Origin of the sequence: Massilia horti (assembly GCF_004614195.1) — a bacterium.
GTDB classification, from domain to species: domain Bacteria; phylum Pseudomonadota; class Gammaproteobacteria; order Burkholderiales; family Burkholderiaceae_D; genus Telluria; species Telluria horti.
Genome location: NZ_SPUM01000064.1, coordinates 1 through 17862, shown reverse-complemented (window position 1 = coordinate 17862; position 17862 = coordinate 1). Strand labels below are relative to the sequence as shown.

Sequence of the window (17862 nt, the reverse complement as noted above, 5' to 3'; positions counted from 1 at the left end):
GGCCCCGGCATCGGCCGGCTCGCGCTACCAGATGACAGCGGCGCCAAAATCGCGGATTATTCGTTTGTTAACTTAAAACGAATAACAGGAGACAAAGATGAAACGACTCGTATCCCTTGGATTTTGCGCGGCGCTGGCGATCGGCGCGGCGGGTAGCGCGCAGGCCGAGCAGCAGGCTCCCGCAGTGGCTCTGGCCAAGGCCAGCGACGTGGCCTCGGTCGATTCAATCGTGGCGGCGCTGTACGACGTCATCTCCGGCCCGGCCGGCGCGCCGCGCGACTGGAACCGTATGCGTTCGCTGTTTGCGCCGGAAGGCCGGATGCAGGCGGTCGCCATGCGCCCGGACGGCACGATCGTGATGCGCACCATGAGCGTGGAGGATTACATCACGCGTAACACGCCGGCCTTCGCGAAGATGGGCTTCTTCGAGCGGGAAGTGGCGCGCACCAGCGAGACCTTCGGCCAGGTTGCGCACCTGTTCAGCACCTACGAGTCACGCCATGCGGCGGACGACGCCAAGCCGTTCCAGCGCGGGATCAACAGCATCCAGCTGTACAACGACGGCACCCGCTGGTACGTGCTGAACCTGGTCTGGCGCGCCGAGGACGACAAGCTGCCGCTGCCGGAGCGTTACCTTCACAGCCGATGAGCTGGCGCGCACGCCTGTTTAATCGATTCGCATAGCTTCGGCAAACGCGGCTAGAATGGTTTTTTTGCCTGATGTGTGGTGTCCATGATCACTAACGATTCCAGCTTCCAGGTCAGTACCGATTCGTCACGGCTCGACGTGCCCATGATTTACCGCTTCCTCAGCGAGCAGTCGACGTGGGCGGTCGGGATTTCGCGCGCTGTGGTCGAGCGCTCGCTCGAGAACTCGCTGTGCTTTGGCGGCTTCCTCGACGGTAGGCAGATCGCGTTTGCGCGCGTCGTCACCGATTACGCGACCTGTGCCCACCTCTGCGACGTGTTCGTGCTTCCCGAGTACCGCGGGCACGGCTATGCCAAGCTCCTGATCGGCGTCGTGATGCGCCATCCGAGCCTGCAGCGCCTGCGCCGCATTACGCTCAACACGACCGACGCCCATGGTCTGTACGAGCGCTTCGGTTTCACGCGTCTGCAGCGGCCGGAGACGGCAATGGAGCTTTACTTCCCGAACATTTACGTGTCCTGACAGAACTCAACACGGCGAAACGCTTCTCGAATCAGGCTAGCGATGTTGTATTCGAGAAGGAGGCCGCATGGTCCGCTTCGCCCTTCGTGTGGCGCTTGCCATTGTGCTGTTGGCTTGCGCAAGCTCCCAGGCCGCCGACAAGGCGGTCCCCAAGGGTTCTCTCGTCATCATCGGTGGCGCGCTGCGTCCCGATAACGCGGCGGTGTGGGAACGCATCGTACAACTGGCGGGCGGCAGGGGCGCGCGCATCGCCGTGTTCGCATCGGCTTCCGCCACCCCGGAAAAAACCGGCAGGAGCCTGGTCGACCGCCTGGCCAAATACGGCGCCCAGGCCTTTTTCGTGCCGGTCGCGGTCAAGCTCGCCGGGAGCGACTACCTGGCAGCGGCCGACGATCCGCAGCTGGCCGCCGCCGTGCGTTCGGCGGGCGGCGTCTACTTCGCCGGGGGCGACCAGAAGCGCATCACGCGCGCCCTGCGCCGGCCAGACGGCAGCAACAGCGCAGTGCTGGACGCGCTGTGGGACATGTACCGCGGCGGCGGCGTGATCGCCGGCACCAGCGCCGGCGCGGCCATCATGAGCAGCACCATGTTCGGCGAACCCAAAACCGTGCTCGCGACGCTCAAGCGTGGCGTGGAGGATGGCCAGGAAATTACGCCTGGCCTGGGCTTTATCGGCGAGGACGTGTTCGTCGACCAGCACCTGCTGGTGCGCGGCCGGTTCGCGCGCATGCTGCCGGCGATGCTCAAGAAGGGCTACAAGCTGGGCCTCGGAATCGATGAGAACACGGCGATGGTGGTCGGGCCCAATCGCGACGTGGAGGTGATCGGCTACAAGGGTGCGTTGCTGATCGACCTGTCCGATGCGACGGCGCAGGCGGGCATGTTCAACCTCAGCAACGTGCGACTCAGTTATCTCGACAGCGGTGATCGCTTCAATATCGCCACCCGCGCTTACACCCCTTCCGGCGAAAAGGCCTGCGGCAAGCTCGACCCGGCCAAGCCCTATTACCGGGAGCCCCTGTTCTCTGCCGATATCCTTGGCAATAGCACCGTGGTCGACCTGATGGGCAAGCTGATCGACAGCGACCAGCCCGAAGCGATCGGCCTCGCGCTCGACAGCCCGAACGGCGAGCAGCCTGAGCTGGGTTTCGAATTCCGCCTCACGCGCACGGGCTCCAGCGTCGGCTATCAGTCGGCGGTCACTGAAGCTTATTCGATCTATAACATGCGACTCGATATCAGGCCGATTCGGATCCGGCAACCGTTGTATCAGCAGTACAGGCAATAGTGTTACCGGGCGGGGAAGCCGTACGCAGCCTATTGTGGTTTGGCACGAGTAAAATGCCCGAGTTGATCGATCAGCAATTTGACTCGGGCAGGCGCCTGGTTAGGCACAGAAAGACAAATTCAGGAGAGCTACAAGAATGAAAACTCAGTACTTCACTGCGACAAGTCTCGATGGCTTCATTGCTACTGAAAACGATTCACTGGACTGGCTGTTTCCGCTCGGCGACCTGAATACTTCCAGCTATCCAAAATTCATTGCAGATGTGGGGGCATTGGCAATGGGATCAGCAACTTACGAGTGGATTGTTCGCAACGCAGAACAGGTGGCTGCTGAGGCAGGCTCAGCATGGCCCTATACTCAGCCAGCCTGGATTTTCTCTAGCCGCGCGCTTCCAATAATCGAAGGTGCGGACATCCGATTCGTCAATGGAGATGTGCGCCACGCCCACGCTGAAATGCGAGCTGCTGCTGGTACCCGAAACATCTGGGTCGTTGGCGGTGGCGATCTTGCTGGCCAGTTCTACGACGCTGGTTTGCTCGACGAACTTATCATCCAGGTTGGTTCGGCCACCCTCGGCCAGGGTAAGCCGCTTTTCCCTCGCAGAGTGCTAAGCCCAGTTTTGCGCCTGGTATCTGTTCATCAGATGGGAGCTGGCATGGCTGAGTTGCGCTATGAAGTTCACAAAGGCGGTGTGCGTGGAGATGCCTGAGAAGTCGTTCAAGTCGGGTCTATAACCTGCGGCTCGACATCCGCCCGATCCTCATTCGCAGGCCCGTTGTACGAATACAGATGGTTGCGCTTGGCAGCGGCGCCGGGCATACTTGCGTGGACCAATTATCGGGAGACGTCATGGGTGAACAGCGCATCGAGCAGACCATCTATATCAAGGCCCCGATTGAGCAGGTGTGGGACGCACTCACCAATCCGGACGTCACCGAGCAGTACTGGGGGAAAACCCGGATCGAATCTGACTGGAAGCCGCATTCGACGATTCGCTACGTGCGCGATGGCCAAACGATGGACGAGCACGTGATCCTGGAAATACAGGCCCCTGCGAAGCTGGTGCACACCTTCCAGCCCTTGTTCGGCGACTTCCAGCATGAAGCGCCGTCGAAGGTCAGCATCACGCTCCAGTCCGGAGGCGAAGTAGTGCGCCTGGCTCTCCTGCACGACCACTTCGCGCCAGAGAGCAAGGTCTACGCCGCCTGCCGCGAGGGCTGGCCGATGATCCTCAGCGCGCTCAAGACGCTGCTTGAGACAGGTGGGCCGTTGCCGGAGTTCCAATCCACTTGAAGTGAGTCCTGGATCCTGCTCCGACCATCGAACCTGGCGAACCGGGCCGAGGTGGTCGATGCCAGGATTGGTGACATGCTCTATTTATATCGCGGCCAAGACGCTGCGCAGTTTACGGGGCGCAGGTAACGATGTCAGTTGCGTGTAACGCAAAGCCCTCACTCTGGTTCCGGTGATGCGGGAAATACAATATCCATGCCGATTTGTATATTGGGATCGTCTGTTGAGGCCCAAAAAATTTCCCCGTTACCATTCATATCAACGATATCGCTTTCGCCAAGCAATTTCCCTGATCGATTGTCGTAGAGGCGAACAATCATCGGAATCTGCTTTGTTATACTAAGCAGATATGGAAATCCAGGTTTCAAATATTCCAAGCGATAATAGCCCTTCGGACTTATATTTTGATCTACCTTGGTTGCAAATATATGCGGCCCGTATATTAAGAAATACGCGACTTCCATTGCAAATAATCCACGCAGCAACCATTTCACTACACGTCTATTTTTCATCGCGGGATTTTGACCGGGTTGACTGGCGGATCAATCCACATCACATCCGAAAGCACGACAAAATCGCCGCCTGAGTTGTGGGCTTGCTGCCAGCGACGAAAATCGCTGTTAAACACCGGAACAAACCCTGGAAACATTTTGAATCGATCGCGAAGTTCCATCAACCACCAGGCGGCGATTTCCTCTTTGCTGAGGCATCTTTCTTTGCTCCATATGCCGAGCGGTTCTGACACGATCCCATCATCGTTGAAGTCATATGTGTCGCGGATATAGACGCCGAGCTTTTCGATTTCAAAAATATCGATCCCCGCCGGATTGCCTTTGCTTTCACCTACCACCGCGATTTTGACGGTGGCTTTCCCTAAAGCTCCATACATGTCGTCGAAAGTGTCAAGTAATGAACCAAATTCTACGCGATTGACTTGAGATGTCATATTAAGCTCGTATGCCTTCATCCTGGTCGTACCGAGGGTGATATTGCTCCCGGGTGTCCAACCCTTATCCTTTAGACGCTTTTTAAGAAGTTTCAGCCCTGCTGGGGTATCCCAGTTCATCACGAGATGTTCGAGCGGCTCCACGCACCGGGGGAAATTCAATGCCCAGCTTTTCATTTTGATGATCTGATCGTCATACCGAGTCACCGGCGTGGCAATTTCGCTATTGCGAACTTTCTCTGGCATCACATACGCGGGTTCGGTTGAAAACCATTGTCGCATCATCTTTGCGGCCACTTTCCAGCCCATGTTGTCCATCGCACCGGGGATGGCGTCCAGATGCAGAACATCAAGCCAATGTTCCTTTCCTGCTGTCTGCGATTTTGGACTGGTTACTGATGTCGTCAGAGTCATATGCGGATTCCAATCTGCAGTTGTACCGCGTAATTCAAAGTAACTGTCTCGGGTTTCTCCGATTCGACATGGACGGTTTTCCCATCTGCGCCTGTCCGCCCCTCTTGCTCGCCCTTGCTAGTGGTTATGGCATAAGCAAAGCCCTCAACGGGCTTCATATTGTTTTTGTCGAGCAACACAAAGTGTTCGTCATAATCGAGAGCACTCACGATCGTTAACAATACGGCTTCCCCACCGGGCGCACTTGTCTCGGCTCCCCACCAACTGACTACCTGCCCGCTAATCAGCGAGGCTCCGCAAGCGGTCTTGTCACCATGACGCGCTACCGATCGTCCATTGCATACAAAATCTGGGGCGCCCGTGACAATCGGGAACGGTCCGCCCATGCATTTGGGGCAGGTCGTCATGTGACCCACGAGGGCAACCTGTTTGCCCTCCGTGGCAAAGGTCGGGGCGCCCTCGATGACTGTTCCCCCATGGGATGTCTTGTCGCCCATCACGATCCACGGTAAAGACATGCTTATCTCCTATCGGTGCCTTGAGTGGATTGGATCGGCAGGAAATCGCCGCCATTTCGATCCCCTTTGCAAGGTTGAGTTGGTGAACGATTGTGGCGCGGACGGTTACGGGTGGCGTTGGCTAGCGTCAGGAAGGCAAGGGAAGAAGATCAATAGATGGATTTCCCAAACCAGAAATTTTTCCAAAAATTTCCGGGGAACACACTTAACCTTAAAATCAGAAATTGCCGAAGGTCGAGCAGGCGGCTTAATAGATTGGGCGGGCCAGGAATGTCCGACAAGGCGTTTTCGAAACGCGTGGAAGTAGTTCAGACATTCGACAGGTTGGAGGAATAGTGAAAATTCTTGCAGGGATGCTTGGAGGGAACGTGGGGGAAGTCGCAAATCAAGGAGGAAACCTTGATCCGATTACAATGGACGCCAACTTCTCACTGTGAGGTTTTCTCATGCTGCCGATCCGAATTCAACTGTTCGCCGCTGCGCTGTTTCTTGCCGCTGGTGCCGCCACTGCCCAGCAACCCGCCACCATCCGCGTCGATTACACCCACAGCGGCAACGCCCTGTCGGACCAATACGCACTGGAGCGCGTGCTGATTGAACCGCTGCCCTGGCCCGGCGACATGAGCCAGCCATTCGACAACACCAATCGCGGCCAGAACCGTGTCGAGGTGGTCGATGCGAAAACGGGTGAAATGCTGTATTCGCGCGATTTCTCGACAGTCTTTGGCGAATGGCGCACCACCGAGGAAGCCAACAAGATCAGCCGCGGCTTTCACGAATCCGTGCGCTTTCCGAAGCCGGACCGCCCGGTACGCGTGCGCATCCTCAAGCGCGACGAGCGCAATGAGTTTTCGGTGGCGTGGAGCGTGGAGGTCGATACCGACGGTCCGGACGTGGTGAAGAAGCAGGGGCCGGCGCCTGCCACGCCGATTCCGATCCGTGTCAGCGGACCCTCGGCGCAAAAGGTCGATCTGCTGATCCTAGGCGACGGCTACACCCAGGCCGAGATGAGCAAGTTCGAGGCCGATGCGCGCCGCCTGTCGCAGCACTTGTTCGAAGTGTCGCCGTTCCGCGAGCGCGCCAATGACTTCAATGTGTGGGCAATGGCTGTGCCGACCCAGGAGTCGGGCATAACTCGCCCATCGACCGGGGTGCACCACGCATCAATGCTCGGCACGCGCTATGACATCTTCGGCAGCGAGCGTTACGTGCTCACGCTGGATAACCGCGCGCTGCGCGACATCTCCCAGTACGCGCCTTACGAGTTCATCGAGATTCTGGTCAACAACGAAACCTACGGCGGTGGCGGCATCTTCGGCCAATTCAGTACCGCGGCTGCCAGCAACGAGTGGGCCAACTACCTGTTCGTGCATGAGTTCGGGCACCACTTCGCGGGCCTGGCCGACGAGTACTACACGTCGCCCGTTTCGTACCAGTCCAGTGGCGCGCGAATGGAGCCGTGGGAGCCGAACGTGACCGCGCTGCGTGACCCGGCCCGGCTGAAATGGAAGCAGTATGTGAAGCCAAGCACGCCATTGCCGACACCGTGGCCAAAGGCGGAGTACGAGGAATATTCGCGTGCCTACCAGAAACGCCGCGCCGCGCTGCGTGCCGCCAACCGGCCGGAATCGGAAATGAATGCGCTGTTCCGCGAGGACCTTGCGCGCACCAAGGCATTGTTTGCCAACGCCAAGTACCGCGACGCGATCGGCGCCTTCGAGGGCGCCAACTACGAAGCGAGCGGTTTTTATCGTCCGGCGATGCAATGCATCATGTTCGATCGCAGCGAACAGTTCTGCCAGGTGTGCCAGGACGGCATCAGCGAAATCATCGACTTGTACGCGCGGCCTGTGTCGAAAAAGTAGCTTTCGCGTCAGCGCAGGGTCTGTTTATGTTAGATGGCGAACGGACCACCTGCTCATCGGTCACTATTCTGGCCCTCCCTGTAAGGGAAACGTGTGGATCAGTTGGTCCGCGCGGAATCATTAGACGGAAAAGGAACCTGCGCATGAATAAACTGCTAGCTACCCTGATTGCCGGTATGGTTGCCACCTCGGCATACGCCCAGACGGCACAGACCTCGAACCCGGCTACGTCCACCGCACCCGGCACTACCACCGCAACCCCTGCCACCGCAACCGCTGCCACCGCAAGCCCAGCAACCCAAGCGCCCGCTACCCTGGGCGCTGACGCCGGCGCCGCTGCGACCGGCGCTACCGCCGTCGGTTCTGTCGATAGCAGCTCCACTACGACCGCCGCTCAAGTCAAGGCCGACGCCATGGCAAACGAGATGCAAGCCAAGGATGCAGCGGCGAAGCCGGACGACAAGTTCAACAAGGCACTCAACAAACCCGCAGATAAAGGCCAGGGCGCACCCAAAGTCAGCGAAGAAAGTCGTTGATGCCAAGGCAAGGATCAATGGCCGATCCGCAAGTTCATTTTTGACGGCCTGAACCTGGTAAGAGCAGCTTAAGCAATGCTCCGCCGACAGGGCCAGGCCCGGGCGGGGCAACCATCAACAAGCCGGCCGACTTGCTGGCTGTCGTCCAGCCGCCCGCCGTGGCGCCTCGCGCGTCGCAGCGGCATCTCTTCCCGGGAAACATTTTTCGCATTGAACGGTTCTGCCTCGTGTGTCCCAGAGGCATCAGCGAAGTCGTCGATCCGCCCATGGCAGTGACTGCTTGTGTGAGGTGCCGAACCGACCACAGACTCAGCGGTCTCTATTCTGGATTTGCCTGTTTAAGAAGAGACGTGCGGATCGATGGTTCCGCGCGGAACATTACAACGGAAAAGGAACCTGCCCAATGAACAAACTGCTAGCTACCCTGATCGCCGGTCTGGTTGTCACCTCGGCATATGCCCAGACCGCGTATACCCCGAACCCGGCTACGACCGCCGTTCCGCCAAACGCGACCACTCAAGCGCCTGCCACTGACGCCGGCGTCACTGCGACTGGCGCGACCGCCACCGGTTATATCGACAGCGGCGCCACCGCCGACCAATCCAAGGCCGCGGCCGAGGCCGAGAAGGATATCGCCAAGGCTAACGAGAAGGAAGCCAAGGAGGTGGCCAAGGAGGACGAAAAGATCCACAAGGCACTGAACAAGGCCGAGGAGAAAAAGGCCAAGGCTCACGCAAAGGCACAAAAGAAGGCAGCTGATGCCAATGCCAAGGTCACCAAGGCCGATCCGGAAGACAAGGCCAAGGCCAGCGCCAAGGCCGAGGAGACCATCGCCAAGGCCAACCTGAAGGCCGAGAAGACGATGATCAAGGCCAACGAAAAGGCGCAGAAGGATATCGTCGACGCCAATGCCGACAAGGCGCGTGCACACGCCAAGGCCAACGAGAAGAAGGCCGAGGCGGTAGCGGAAGCGCACAAGGCGGAGGCCAAGTAACAGTCGCTAAAGTCAGCAGCTTGCTCCGCCGGCAGGGCCAGGCCCGGGCGGGGTAAGTATCAACAAACGGGCCGCCTGGGATTGCCTTGGCGGCCCGTTTTTGCGCGTACAGGTCGGCCGTTTTGGCTAACCCTGTCCCTTCCGCGCCTCCATAATTCCGAGCAGTAATTTCACCTTTGCTTTTTGTTGTAAAAAATTGACATTTTTTCACCATTTTGGTTCACCCTGCATAAACAAAGACATTCTTTGCAAAATTCAATTGAAGAGTGTTGCAATCGCCGTGTTTGCTTCATAGACTAAATCTCACAGAAATTGCATTCGAGCGGAAAAAAAAGCGCTTCACCTTCGAGGGGAATTCGCAATGATTTCGAATGGTTCCAGCAGTCCTTCACCGATTTTTTCCTCCCTTGAGCGCACGCACGCACGCGTGTCGCTGCATCCCCCACCACCGCGCTGACGCGGCTTCCTGTTTCACATTTTTTTAGTTCCTGTTCCTTTCTTCGGAACAGGTTCTGGCGGCATTCGACCGTCCGGCATCGTCACGCCGGTCGATCGAAGAGGCTGCTTTGCCGATGAAGCAAAGCCATTCGGCAGGGTGGCCGAGGGATGGTCCCGCCTGGGACCACTTCATTCTAAAAAGACGAAACGGAGAAAATCATGCACTTGAGCACAAGACTTGGTTTGATCGCTGCAGGTCTCGCAGTCGCAGTTGCCAGCTATGCCGGCCCGGTCAGGGAAACCCCGGGCTCCATCTTCAAGCCCACCGGCAAGGGGTTCGGCGAGCTCGACAATGTGGCGACGGAAGCGTCGCAGGGTAAGGCCGGCGGCTTTGCCAGCACCAGCGACCTGTCGTACCACGGCGGGCCGGTGATGGTGGGGGCGACGACCAACGTCTACTACATCTGGTACGGCTCGCAGTGGGACACCGCCTCCAAGAACGTACTGACCAACCTGGCCCAGAACATCGGCGGTTCGCCTTATTACAACATCAACACTACCTACTACAACGGTTCCGGCCAGTACGTAAAAAACAGCGTGACGTATGCCGGTTCCACCACCAACAGTGGCACCCTGGGTAGCCGGCTGAGCGATTCCCAGATCCAGTCGCTCGTCTCCAGCGCCATCACCTCGGGCGCGCTGCCGGCGGACTCGAATGGCGTGTACATGGTGCTGACCGACAAGGCCACGACCGCCACCTCGGGCTTCTGCACCCAGTACTGCGGCTGGCATACCCATGCCACGATCAGCGGCAAGGACATCAAGTACGCCTTCGTGGGCAACGCCGAAACCCAGTGCCCGTCGGCCTGCGGCGCAACCAGCCCGAGCCCGAACGGCACGCCGGGTGCCGACGGTGCGGCCAGCGTGCTGGCGCATGAGCTGGAAGAGGCCGTCACCGACCCGGACCTGAACGCCTGGTACGCTAACTCGAACGGCATGGAAAATGCCGACAAGTGCGCATGGAACTGGGGGACGACCTCGACCGCGTCCAACGGTGCCAAGTACAACCAGACCTTTGGCACGATGAAGTACCTGATCCAGCAGAACTGGGTGATCGCCACCACGCAGCGGTGCGTGCAGAAGTGGCCCTGATCCGGTCGCGCTCATAGCTCGTTGAGCTAGACTGAGCTGGCGGCCGTTGCATGGTGCGCGGCTGCCGGCTGTTTTTACTTTTTACATCGTACGATATGAAAACATTGCTGATTTTTATTGGCCTTCTGCTGAGCGCCAGTGTGGCGGCAGCGGGGCAGATGGGCGCCACCGGCCGCACCGTCCCGACTCCCACCCGCAACGTCACCATCTTCACGGAACTGGAAAATTCGTTGGCCGACGCGGTCCAGAAACGTGACGTCCAGGCCATCGACAAACTGGTTGCGGAGAACTTCGAGCTCAGGAGCGGCACCGCGCCCGGCGTTCCCACCGCACGTGAAGAGTACGTGAAGCAGTTGCTCCAACTTCCGCCCCTCGAATCGCGGATCAGCCAGATGGCGGTGCATGAATACGGCGACCTGATGATGGTGAGCTACCTGTGGAAGATTGGCGTACCAGCAGGTTCGGGTCTCGCGCAAAGTGCGTTCGTGGTCGATACCTGGAAGCGCAATGGCGGCAACTGGCAGCTCCTCGTGCGTTACGCCTCACCGCTCGACAGCGCTGCATTGATTCCGGGCGCCATCCCGCCGAGCGAACAGTCGCTGCGCAAGAAAATCTGATGGCGCGCACTGGTTTGCTCGACGCGCTGTTCGACAGCAAACTCGCGCTGGCGACCGCCTGCGCTGGCGCAGTGGCGATAGGGGTGCTGGCTGTGGTGGCTTGGTCGCGCCCGGACGTCGCGCGCGATGCCGAGCCGGCGCCCGCCCGCTCGTGGGACAGTCCGCTGGGACCAGGGCTGCTTGCTGGCCCCGTGCGCGACATGCCAGGGCCGGGTTTGGATGCGCAGGTCATGCGCGACGTGAAGATCGCGCTCGACGATGCAGGACACCTGGCGCCCGACCCCGCATTGCGCAAGCTGATGGATGCGTTCCTGGTCAAGAGCGAACGCGCGGAACGGCAGGCGATGGCGACGCAGCTGCGAGCGCTCCTCCAGGCCCGCCTGCGCGCGCCCGCCGCGGGCGAGGCGGATCGGCTCGTCACCGACTATCTGGCCTATCTTGGGATGGAAGAGCAAATGCGCGAGCGTGAACGGTTCGCGCGGCCCGACCCGTCGGGATTGTCGGACCAGGAGATCGAGCACCTGCTGGCGTGGCAGCAGCAGCGCGCCCAGCTGCGCCAGCGGATGCTGGGCAGCGCCGTCTCGCGCGCCTGGTTCGAGGAGGAAGACGGGCGCTGCATCGCTGCTTTCGAGGATTGGCGCAAGCAGGGCACGCCGCAGGGCACGGACGAGGAGGGCGACTCGGTCGAGCTGATGCTGCGGCGGCGGCATGGCGCCGTTTTGGAGGAGCGCCGCAACAACAACGCACAAGCCTGTGCGGCACAAATCGCCGAAACGATGGCGCCGTAAGGCTGGCTGCACGAAGAAAGGGGAACGAATGCAAGGGAAGAAAATCTGGCTCGCCCTGTTTGCCGCGCTGTCCTGCGGCGACCTGCTGGCCGAGACCCCGAACGAAGCGCGCATCAGAAAGCTGGTCGAGCCGCGCATGGGCGTGAACGTCAAGGTGGACGCGGTGACGAAGACGCCATATGGCGGCATGTACGAAGTGCGCACCAACGGCGACATCTTTTACACCGATGAGACGGCCCGCTATCTATTTGTCGGCAAGGTGGTCGACCTCACCACGCTTAAGGACTTGACGCGTGCACGCGCCGACGAGCTGGCGGCGATCCGCTTTTCCGAGCTGCCTTTGGCGCTGGCGATCAAGACCGTCAAGGGCGACGGCAAGCGCGTGATGGCGGTGTTCGAAGACCCGAACTGCCCCTACTGCAAAAAGCTGCACGAGACGCTGCGGGGGATCGACAACGTCACTGTCTACACGTTCTTGTTGAATATCCTGTCGGACGACTCGGCCGCGAAGTCGCGCAATATCTGGTGCGCGGCTGACCGCGGGCAGGCGTTGAGCTTGTGGATGGATGAGGGCAAGGCGGCACCGGCTGCGCCAGCCGGGTGCGTTGCGCCCAACGAGCGGGTGCTGGCGCTGGGCCAAAAGCTGCATGTGGCGGGCACGCCGACCATCTATTTTGCAGACGGTTCGAGAACCGGCAGCGCGTTCGATGCGGCCTCGCTGGAGGCCCGGCTGAATGCCGCGAAGCCGCGCTTGTAAGGGGCATAGCGGACGGCCATCGTAGGGTGCGCACAGGTGCGCACCCTACGGTGGTCCGACGACTTTTACACTGCGGCGCGACCCTCTTCGCCCGTCGTTCGCGGCGCCAGGTCTTTGGCCTTGATCTTCGCGACCATTGGCTTGCCCTTGCGCGCGCGCTTGCCGAAGTGCGGCTCCAGGCCGGATGCAAACAGCTCCACCGTGCGCGGCTTGTCGCCTGCCCAGGTGCCGATCACGTTCACACCCTTTGCACTGATCGGCTGGGCAGCCAGCAGCTTTTCCTTCGGATCCAGCTCCATCAGCGTCACGCCGCGGCCGCCGTTGGTCAGCGTCTTCATCTCGTCCATGCCGAACACCAGCACGCGGCCTTTCTCCGACAGGCAGGCCACAGCCCCCGCGTTATCAGGCACCACGCGCGGCGCCAGCGGCAGCGCACCTTCGTCCAGGGTGATGAACGACTTGCCGCCCTTCAGACGGCTGACCATGTCGCCCGCCTTGGTGAGGAAGCCGAAACCGCTGCTTGATGCCAGCAGCAGGCGCGTTTCCGCGTTACCTGCGAAGTAGTGCAGGATCCGCACCCCGCCCGACAGGTCGACCAGGGTGGTGATCGGGACGCCGTCGCCGCGCGCTCCCGGCAGCGCCGATACCGGCACAGAATACACCTTGCCGTTGTCGCCGAAGCCCAGCAGGGTGTCCACCGTGCGGCACTCGAATGCGCCGTACAGCGAGTCGCCGGCCTTGAACGTGAACTGGTTCGGATCGTGGCCAATGCCGGTGCGCGCGCGCACCCAGCCTTTTTCCGAGATAATCACGGTCACCGGCTCGTCGATGATCTTCTGCTCCGCCACCGCCTTCTGCGCTTCCTCGATCAGGGTGCGGCGCGCGTCGCCGAACTGCTTGGCGTCGGCCTCGATCTCCTTGACGATCAAGCGCTTCATGGTCGACGGGTTGTCCAGCACGTCCTGCAGCTTTTCCTTTTCAAGGCGCAGGTTGGCCAGCTCTTGCTGGATCTTGATCGCTTCCAGCCGGGCCAGTTGGCGCAGGCGGATTTCGAGGATGTCCTCGGCCTGGATCTCGGTCAGACGGAAGCGGTCCATCAGCGCCTGCTTCGGCTCGTCCGAGTTGCGGATGATGTGGATCACCTCGTCGATGTTGAGCAGGACGGTCTCGCGGCCTTCGAGGATGTGGATGCGGTCGTTGACCTTGCCCAGCCTGAATTCGGTGCGGCGGCGCACGGTGACGAAGCGGTATTCGATCCACTCCTGCAGGATGTCGGTCAGCCCCTTCTGGCGCGGGCGGCCGTCGCCGCCGATCATCACCAGGTTGAGCGGGCTCGAAGTCTCCAGCGACGTGTGCGCCAGCAGCAGGTTCATGAACTCGGCCTGGTCCTGGTTCTTCGACTTCGGCTCGAACACCAGGCGCACCGGCGCGTCGCGGCCGGCTTCGTCGCGCACCGTGTCGAGCACCGACAGGATGGTCTGCTTGAGCGCGATCTGTTCCGGCGTGAGCGTCTTTTTGCCCAGCTTGACCTTCGGGTTGGTCAGTTCTTCGATCTCTTCCAGCACGCGCTGGGCCGAGGTGCCCGGTGGCAGTTCAGTCACCACCGCCTGCCACTGGCCGCGCGCCAGGTCTTCGATCTTCCAGCGCGCGCGCACCTTGAGCGAGCCGCGGCCGTTCGCGTACATGTCGGCGATCTGGCTGGCGGGGGTGATGATCTGGCCGCCGCCCGGGTAGTCGGGACCCGGCACATAGGTCATCAGCTCGGCGTGGGTGATCTTCGGGTTCTTGATCATCGCGATCGCCGCGTCCGCGACTTCGCGCAGGTTGTGCGACGGGATTTCGGTCGCGAGGCCCACCGCGATGCCGGAGGCGCCGTTGAGCAGCACCATCGGCAGGCGCGCCGGCAGGGTGCGCGGCTCGTCGGTCGAGCCGTCGTAGTTCGGCTGGAAGTCGACCGTGCCCATGTCGATCTCGTCGAGCAGCAGGCGCGAGATCGGCGTCAGGCGCGCTTCGGTGTAGCGCATCGCCGCCGCGCCGTCACCGTCGCGCGAGCCGAAGTTTCCCTGGCCGTCGATCAGCGGGTAGCGCAGCGAGAAGTCCTGCGCCATGCGCACCAGCGCGTCGTACACCGACTGGTCGCCGTGCGGGTGCAGCTTGCCGAGCACGTCGCCGACCACGGCGGCCGACTTGCGCGGCTTGGCGGTCGGGCCCAGGCCCAGCTCGTTCATGGCGTACAGGATGCGGCGCTGGACCGGCTTCTGGCCGTCGGAGACGTCGGGCAGGGCGCGGCCCTTCACCACCGAGACCGCATAGTCGAGGTAGGCGCGTTCCGCGAAGGTCGACAGGGTCAGCGTTTCGACGTCGGACGGCTCGGATTGTTGTTCAAAGAGGTTTGCTTGTGTGGCCATAATCTTGTTCGGTCAGTGTTTGGGCTGGCTGCTGATCACGCTGTGCGAGTGCTGCGTAGGTTCTATGGGTTCCCGCCTGCGCGGGAACGACGATTTTTTGCGCGTTAGCTTTAAAACGTCGTCCCCGCGAAGGCGGGGACCCATGCACCGTGCGCACGTCGCAAAGTAATCAGATATCCGCTTCCGTCTCGTTTCCGTGTTCTTCGATCCACGCGCGGCGGGCGGCCGCTTCGCCTTTCCCCATCAGCATATTGAAGCGCGATGCCGACTCGGCCTGGTCGTAGCCGCCGAACGACACCGGCAGCAGGCGCCGCGTATCCGGGTTCATCGTGGTCTCCCACAGCTGCTCGGCGTTCATCTCGCCCAGGCCCTTGAAGCGCGAGATGCTCCACGCGCCTTCCTTCATGCCTTCCTTCTTCAGCTTGTCCTCGATCGCCAGCAGTTCGCCGTCGTCGAGCGCGTACAGCTTCTGGATCGGCTTCTTGCCGCGCGCCGGCACGTCCACCCGGTACAGGGGCGGGCGCGCCACGCAGATGTGGCCGTTCCTGAACAGCGCCGGGAAGTGCTTGAAGAACAGCGTCAGCAGCAGCACCTGGATGTGCGAGCCGTCCACGTCCGCGTCCGACAGGATGCAGATCTTCCCGTAGCGCAGACCCGTCAGGTCCGGATGGTCGTCCGCGCCGTGCGGATCGACGCCGATCGCCACCGCGATGTCGTGGATCTCGTTGTTGGCGAACAGGCGGTCGCGGTCGGTCTCCCACGAGTTGAGCACCTTGCCGCGCAGCGGCAGGATCGCCTGGAACTCCTTGTCGCGGCCCATCTTGGCCGAGCCGCCCGCCGAGTCGCCCTCGACCAGGAACAGCTCGTTGCGCGTGATGTCGGACGATTCGCAGTCGGTCAGCTTGCCCGGCAAGACCGCCACGCCCGACGACTTCTTCTTCTCGACCTTCTGCAGCGAGCGCATGCGCGACTGCGCCTGCTTGATCACCAGCTCGGCCAGCTTCTTGCCGTACTCGACGTGCTGGTTCAGCCACAGCTCGAGCGGCGGCTTGGTGAAGGTCGACACCAGCTTGACCGCGTCGCGCGAGTTCAGGCGCTCCTTGGTCTGGCCCTGGAACTGCGGGTCCAGCACTTTGGCCGACAGCACGAACGAGACGCGCGCGAACACGTCCTCCGGCAGCAGCTTGACGCCCTTGGGCAGCAGCGAGTGCATCTCGACGAAGCTCTTGACCGCGCCGAACAGGCCTTCGCGCAGCCCCGACTCGTGCGTGCCGCCGCTCGGGGTCGGGATCAGGTTCACGTACGATTCGCGCACGATCGCGCCTTCCTCGGTCCAGGCCACCACCCAGGCCGCGCCTTCGCCTTCGGCAAAGCCATCGTCGCCGCTGGTGGCGAACTGGGCGCCTTCGAACAGCGGGATCACGGTCTCGCCGTTGGTGCTTTGCGCCAGCGCCTCGGTCAGGTAGCCGCGCAGGCCCTCGTCGTAGCGCCAGGTCTGGGTGTCGCCGGTCTTGGCGTTGGTGAGGGTGACGGTCACGCCCGGCAGCAGCACCGCCTTCGAGCGCAGCAGCCGCTGCATCTCGGACAGCGGGATGTTGGGCGAGTCAAAATACTTCGCATCCGGCCAGGCGGTCACGCGGGTGCCGGACTTCTTGGCTTCGCGCTGGGCCGGGCGCGACGCCAGCGGCTCGACCACGTCGCCGTCGGCGAACGCGAGCTGGTGCACGCCGTTGCCCTGGTCGTCCTTGCGCCAGACGGTGATCTCCAGGCGCTTGGACAGCGCATTGGTCACCGACACGCCGACACCGTGCAGGCCGCCGGAGAACGCGTAGGCGCCGCCCGATCCCTTGTCGAACTTGCCGCCCGCGTGCAGGCGGGTGAACACGATTTCGACCGTCGACACGCCTTCCTCGGGGTGCAGGCCGACCGGGATGCCGCGGCCGTCGTCCTCCACGGTGACCGAGCCGTCGACGTTAAGCGTCACGCCGATGTTCTTGCAGTGGCCGCCCAGCGCCTCGTCCGAGGCGTTGTCGATCACTTCCTGGATGATGTGCAGCGGGTTCTCGGTCCGGGTGTACATGCCCGGGCGCTGCTTGACGGGCTCGAGTCCCTTGAGGACGCGGATGGATGATTCGCTGTAGTCGGTTGCTGGTTTCTTCGTGGCCATGCTGAATCTTCAAATAATCGGATGCCTGCGCATTCTATCTTGTCGTTGGGAAAAAAGAAGGAGTTCGATGTCACGGATTGTGCTTGTCAGCCCACACAAACGTGACTAAATTGATACGTGCTGTCTTCATGCCCGATGCATCATGCACGCACCAAAAGCTCCGTTCGCCATCCGCCTGATCGGATTTGCGCCGACCGGAAGCGCCCAGACCGAAGCCCTCCTGGCGCAGGCCCCACATTCGGGGCCGTCGTATTTTTGCTTGCACGACGACAGTTTGCAAGAGCCGGATGTGTATATCGCCAACGGCGACGAGCCGCAAGCGCTCGTGTGGCTGGAGCGCCTGGACCCGGGACCGCTGCAGCCGGCGGTGGTGGTTGGCGGCCAGCCGGGGCAGTTCAGTTTTCCGCGGCTGGCGCGTCCGCTCGACGCGCCGCGGCTGTATGAAGTGCTGGCGCAGGTGCTGGCGCAGCGCGCGCAGGCGCTGGCGCTGCTGGCCGCGCGCGGACTGCC

The 17862-nt window shown here is 61.4% G+C and carries 17 protein-coding genes and 1 pseudogene; 13 read left to right on the top strand and 5 right to left on the bottom strand.

Annotated elements, in window-relative coordinates:
* The first annotated feature begins 97 nt into the window (after positions 1-97).
* The 5 genes from E4O92_RS10680 (at position 98) to E4O92_RS10660 (ending at position 3752) form a co-directional block, all read left to right on the top strand.
* Positions 98-649 carry a hypothetical protein gene (locus E4O92_RS10680; protein ID WP_229483238.1) on the top strand — a complete coding sequence of 184 codons (552 nt, stop codon included), beginning with the start codon at positions 98-100 and terminating at the stop codon, positions 647-649.
* An 84-nt stretch (positions 650-733) separates the two neighbouring features.
* A complete protein-coding gene (locus E4O92_RS10675; RefSeq protein WP_135189756.1) occupies positions 734-1171 on the top strand; it encodes a GNAT family N-acetyltransferase in 438 nt (145 codons plus the stop codon).
* A 67-nt stretch (positions 1172-1238) separates the two neighbouring features.
* A complete protein-coding gene (locus E4O92_RS10670; RefSeq protein ID WP_135189755.1) occupies positions 1239-2459 on the top strand; it encodes a cyanophycinase in 1221 nt (406 codons plus the stop codon).
* Positions 2460-2595: 136 nt separating this feature from the next.
* Positions 2596-3168, top strand: a complete 573-nt coding sequence (locus E4O92_RS10665) for a dihydrofolate reductase family protein (protein WP_135189754.1) — start codon at positions 2596-2598, stop codon at positions 3166-3168.
* A gap of 140 nt (positions 3169-3308) precedes the next feature.
* Positions 3309-3752, top strand: coding sequence for an SRPBCC family protein (locus tag E4O92_RS10660; RefSeq protein WP_167759763.1), 444 nt, complete (start codon positions 3309-3311; stop codon positions 3750-3752).
* A 158-nt stretch (positions 3753-3910) separates the two neighbouring features.
* Here the strand turns inward: E4O92_RS10660 and E4O92_RS10655 are convergent, their stop codons facing one another.
* Genes E4O92_RS10655 through E4O92_RS10645 form a run of 3 tightly spaced genes read right to left on the bottom strand, consistent with a single transcriptional unit; the run spans position 3911 to position 5630 of the window.
* On the bottom strand, positions 3911-4246 hold the full coding sequence (locus tag E4O92_RS10655; RefSeq protein WP_135189752.1) for a hypothetical protein: 336 nt from the start codon (positions 4244-4246) through the stop codon (positions 3911-3913).
* A gap of 14 nt (positions 4247-4260) precedes the next feature.
* On the bottom strand, positions 4261-5112 hold the full coding sequence (locus E4O92_RS10650) for a DUF6402 family protein (RefSeq protein WP_135189751.1): 852 nt from the start codon (positions 5110-5112) through the stop codon (positions 4261-4263).
* A complete protein-coding gene (locus E4O92_RS10645; protein WP_135189750.1) occupies positions 5109-5630 on the bottom strand; it encodes a PAAR domain-containing protein in 522 nt (173 codons plus the stop codon). Before E4O92_RS10645 ends, E4O92_RS10650 begins: the two co-directional genes overlap by 4 nt.
* Positions 5631-6076: 446 nt before the next feature.
* On the opposite strand from E4O92_RS10645, the gene E4O92_RS10640 reads away from it, so the two are divergent.
* The 7 genes from E4O92_RS10640 (at position 6077) to E4O92_RS10610 (ending at position 12777) form a co-directional block, all read left to right on the top strand.
* A complete protein-coding gene (locus tag E4O92_RS10640) occupies positions 6077-7495 on the top strand; it encodes an IgA Peptidase M64 (RefSeq protein WP_135189749.1) in 1419 nt (472 codons plus the stop codon).
* Between the two features lie 143 nt (positions 7496-7638).
* A complete protein-coding gene (locus E4O92_RS10635) occupies positions 7639-8031 on the top strand; it encodes a hypothetical protein (RefSeq protein ID WP_135189748.1) in 393 nt (130 codons plus the stop codon).
* Between the two features lie 403 nt (positions 8032-8434).
* A complete protein-coding gene (locus E4O92_RS10630) occupies positions 8435-9025 on the top strand; it encodes a hypothetical protein (RefSeq protein WP_135189747.1) in 591 nt (196 codons plus the stop codon).
* A 657-nt stretch (positions 9026-9682) separates the two neighbouring features.
* Positions 9683-10615, top strand: a complete 933-nt coding sequence (locus E4O92_RS10625; protein ID WP_135189746.1) for a hypothetical protein — start codon at positions 9683-9685, stop codon at positions 10613-10615.
* Positions 10616-10710: 95 nt separating this feature from the next.
* Positions 10711-11232, top strand: coding sequence for a nuclear transport factor 2 family protein (locus E4O92_RS10620; protein WP_167759762.1), 522 nt, complete (start codon positions 10711-10713; stop codon positions 11230-11232).
* A complete protein-coding gene (locus tag E4O92_RS10615) occupies positions 11232-12020 on the top strand; it encodes a hypothetical protein (RefSeq protein WP_135189744.1) in 789 nt (262 codons plus the stop codon). The genes E4O92_RS10620 and E4O92_RS10615 overlap by 1 nt, the downstream gene beginning before the upstream one ends.
* A 28-nt stretch (positions 12021-12048) precedes the next feature.
* The gene (locus E4O92_RS10610; RefSeq protein ID WP_135189743.1) at positions 12049-12777 is read left to right on the top strand and encodes a DsbC family protein; all 729 of its coding nucleotides are present in this window, start codon (positions 12049-12051) and stop codon (positions 12775-12777) included.
* A gap of 65 nt (positions 12778-12842) precedes the next feature.
* Here E4O92_RS10610 and parC read toward each other — a convergent pair whose 3' ends face one another.
* Together parC and E4O92_RS10600 are read right to left on the bottom strand one after the other, a co-directional pair.
* Positions 12843-15185, bottom strand: a complete 2343-nt coding sequence (gene parC / locus E4O92_RS10605; protein WP_135189742.1) for a DNA topoisomerase IV subunit A — start codon at positions 15183-15185, stop codon at positions 12843-12845.
* A 169-nt stretch (positions 15186-15354) separates the two neighbouring features.
* Positions 15355-17352: a DNA topoisomerase IV subunit B gene (locus tag E4O92_RS10600; RefSeq protein WP_135189741.1), complete on the bottom strand. Its 1998-nt coding sequence runs from the start codon at positions 17350-17352 to the stop codon at positions 15355-15357.
* Between the two features lie 142 nt (positions 17353-17494).
* Between E4O92_RS10600 and E4O92_RS24810 the strand changes: the two are divergent.
* A pseudogene (locus E4O92_RS24810) lies at positions 17495-17862 on the top strand (response regulator); the annotation flags it as partial.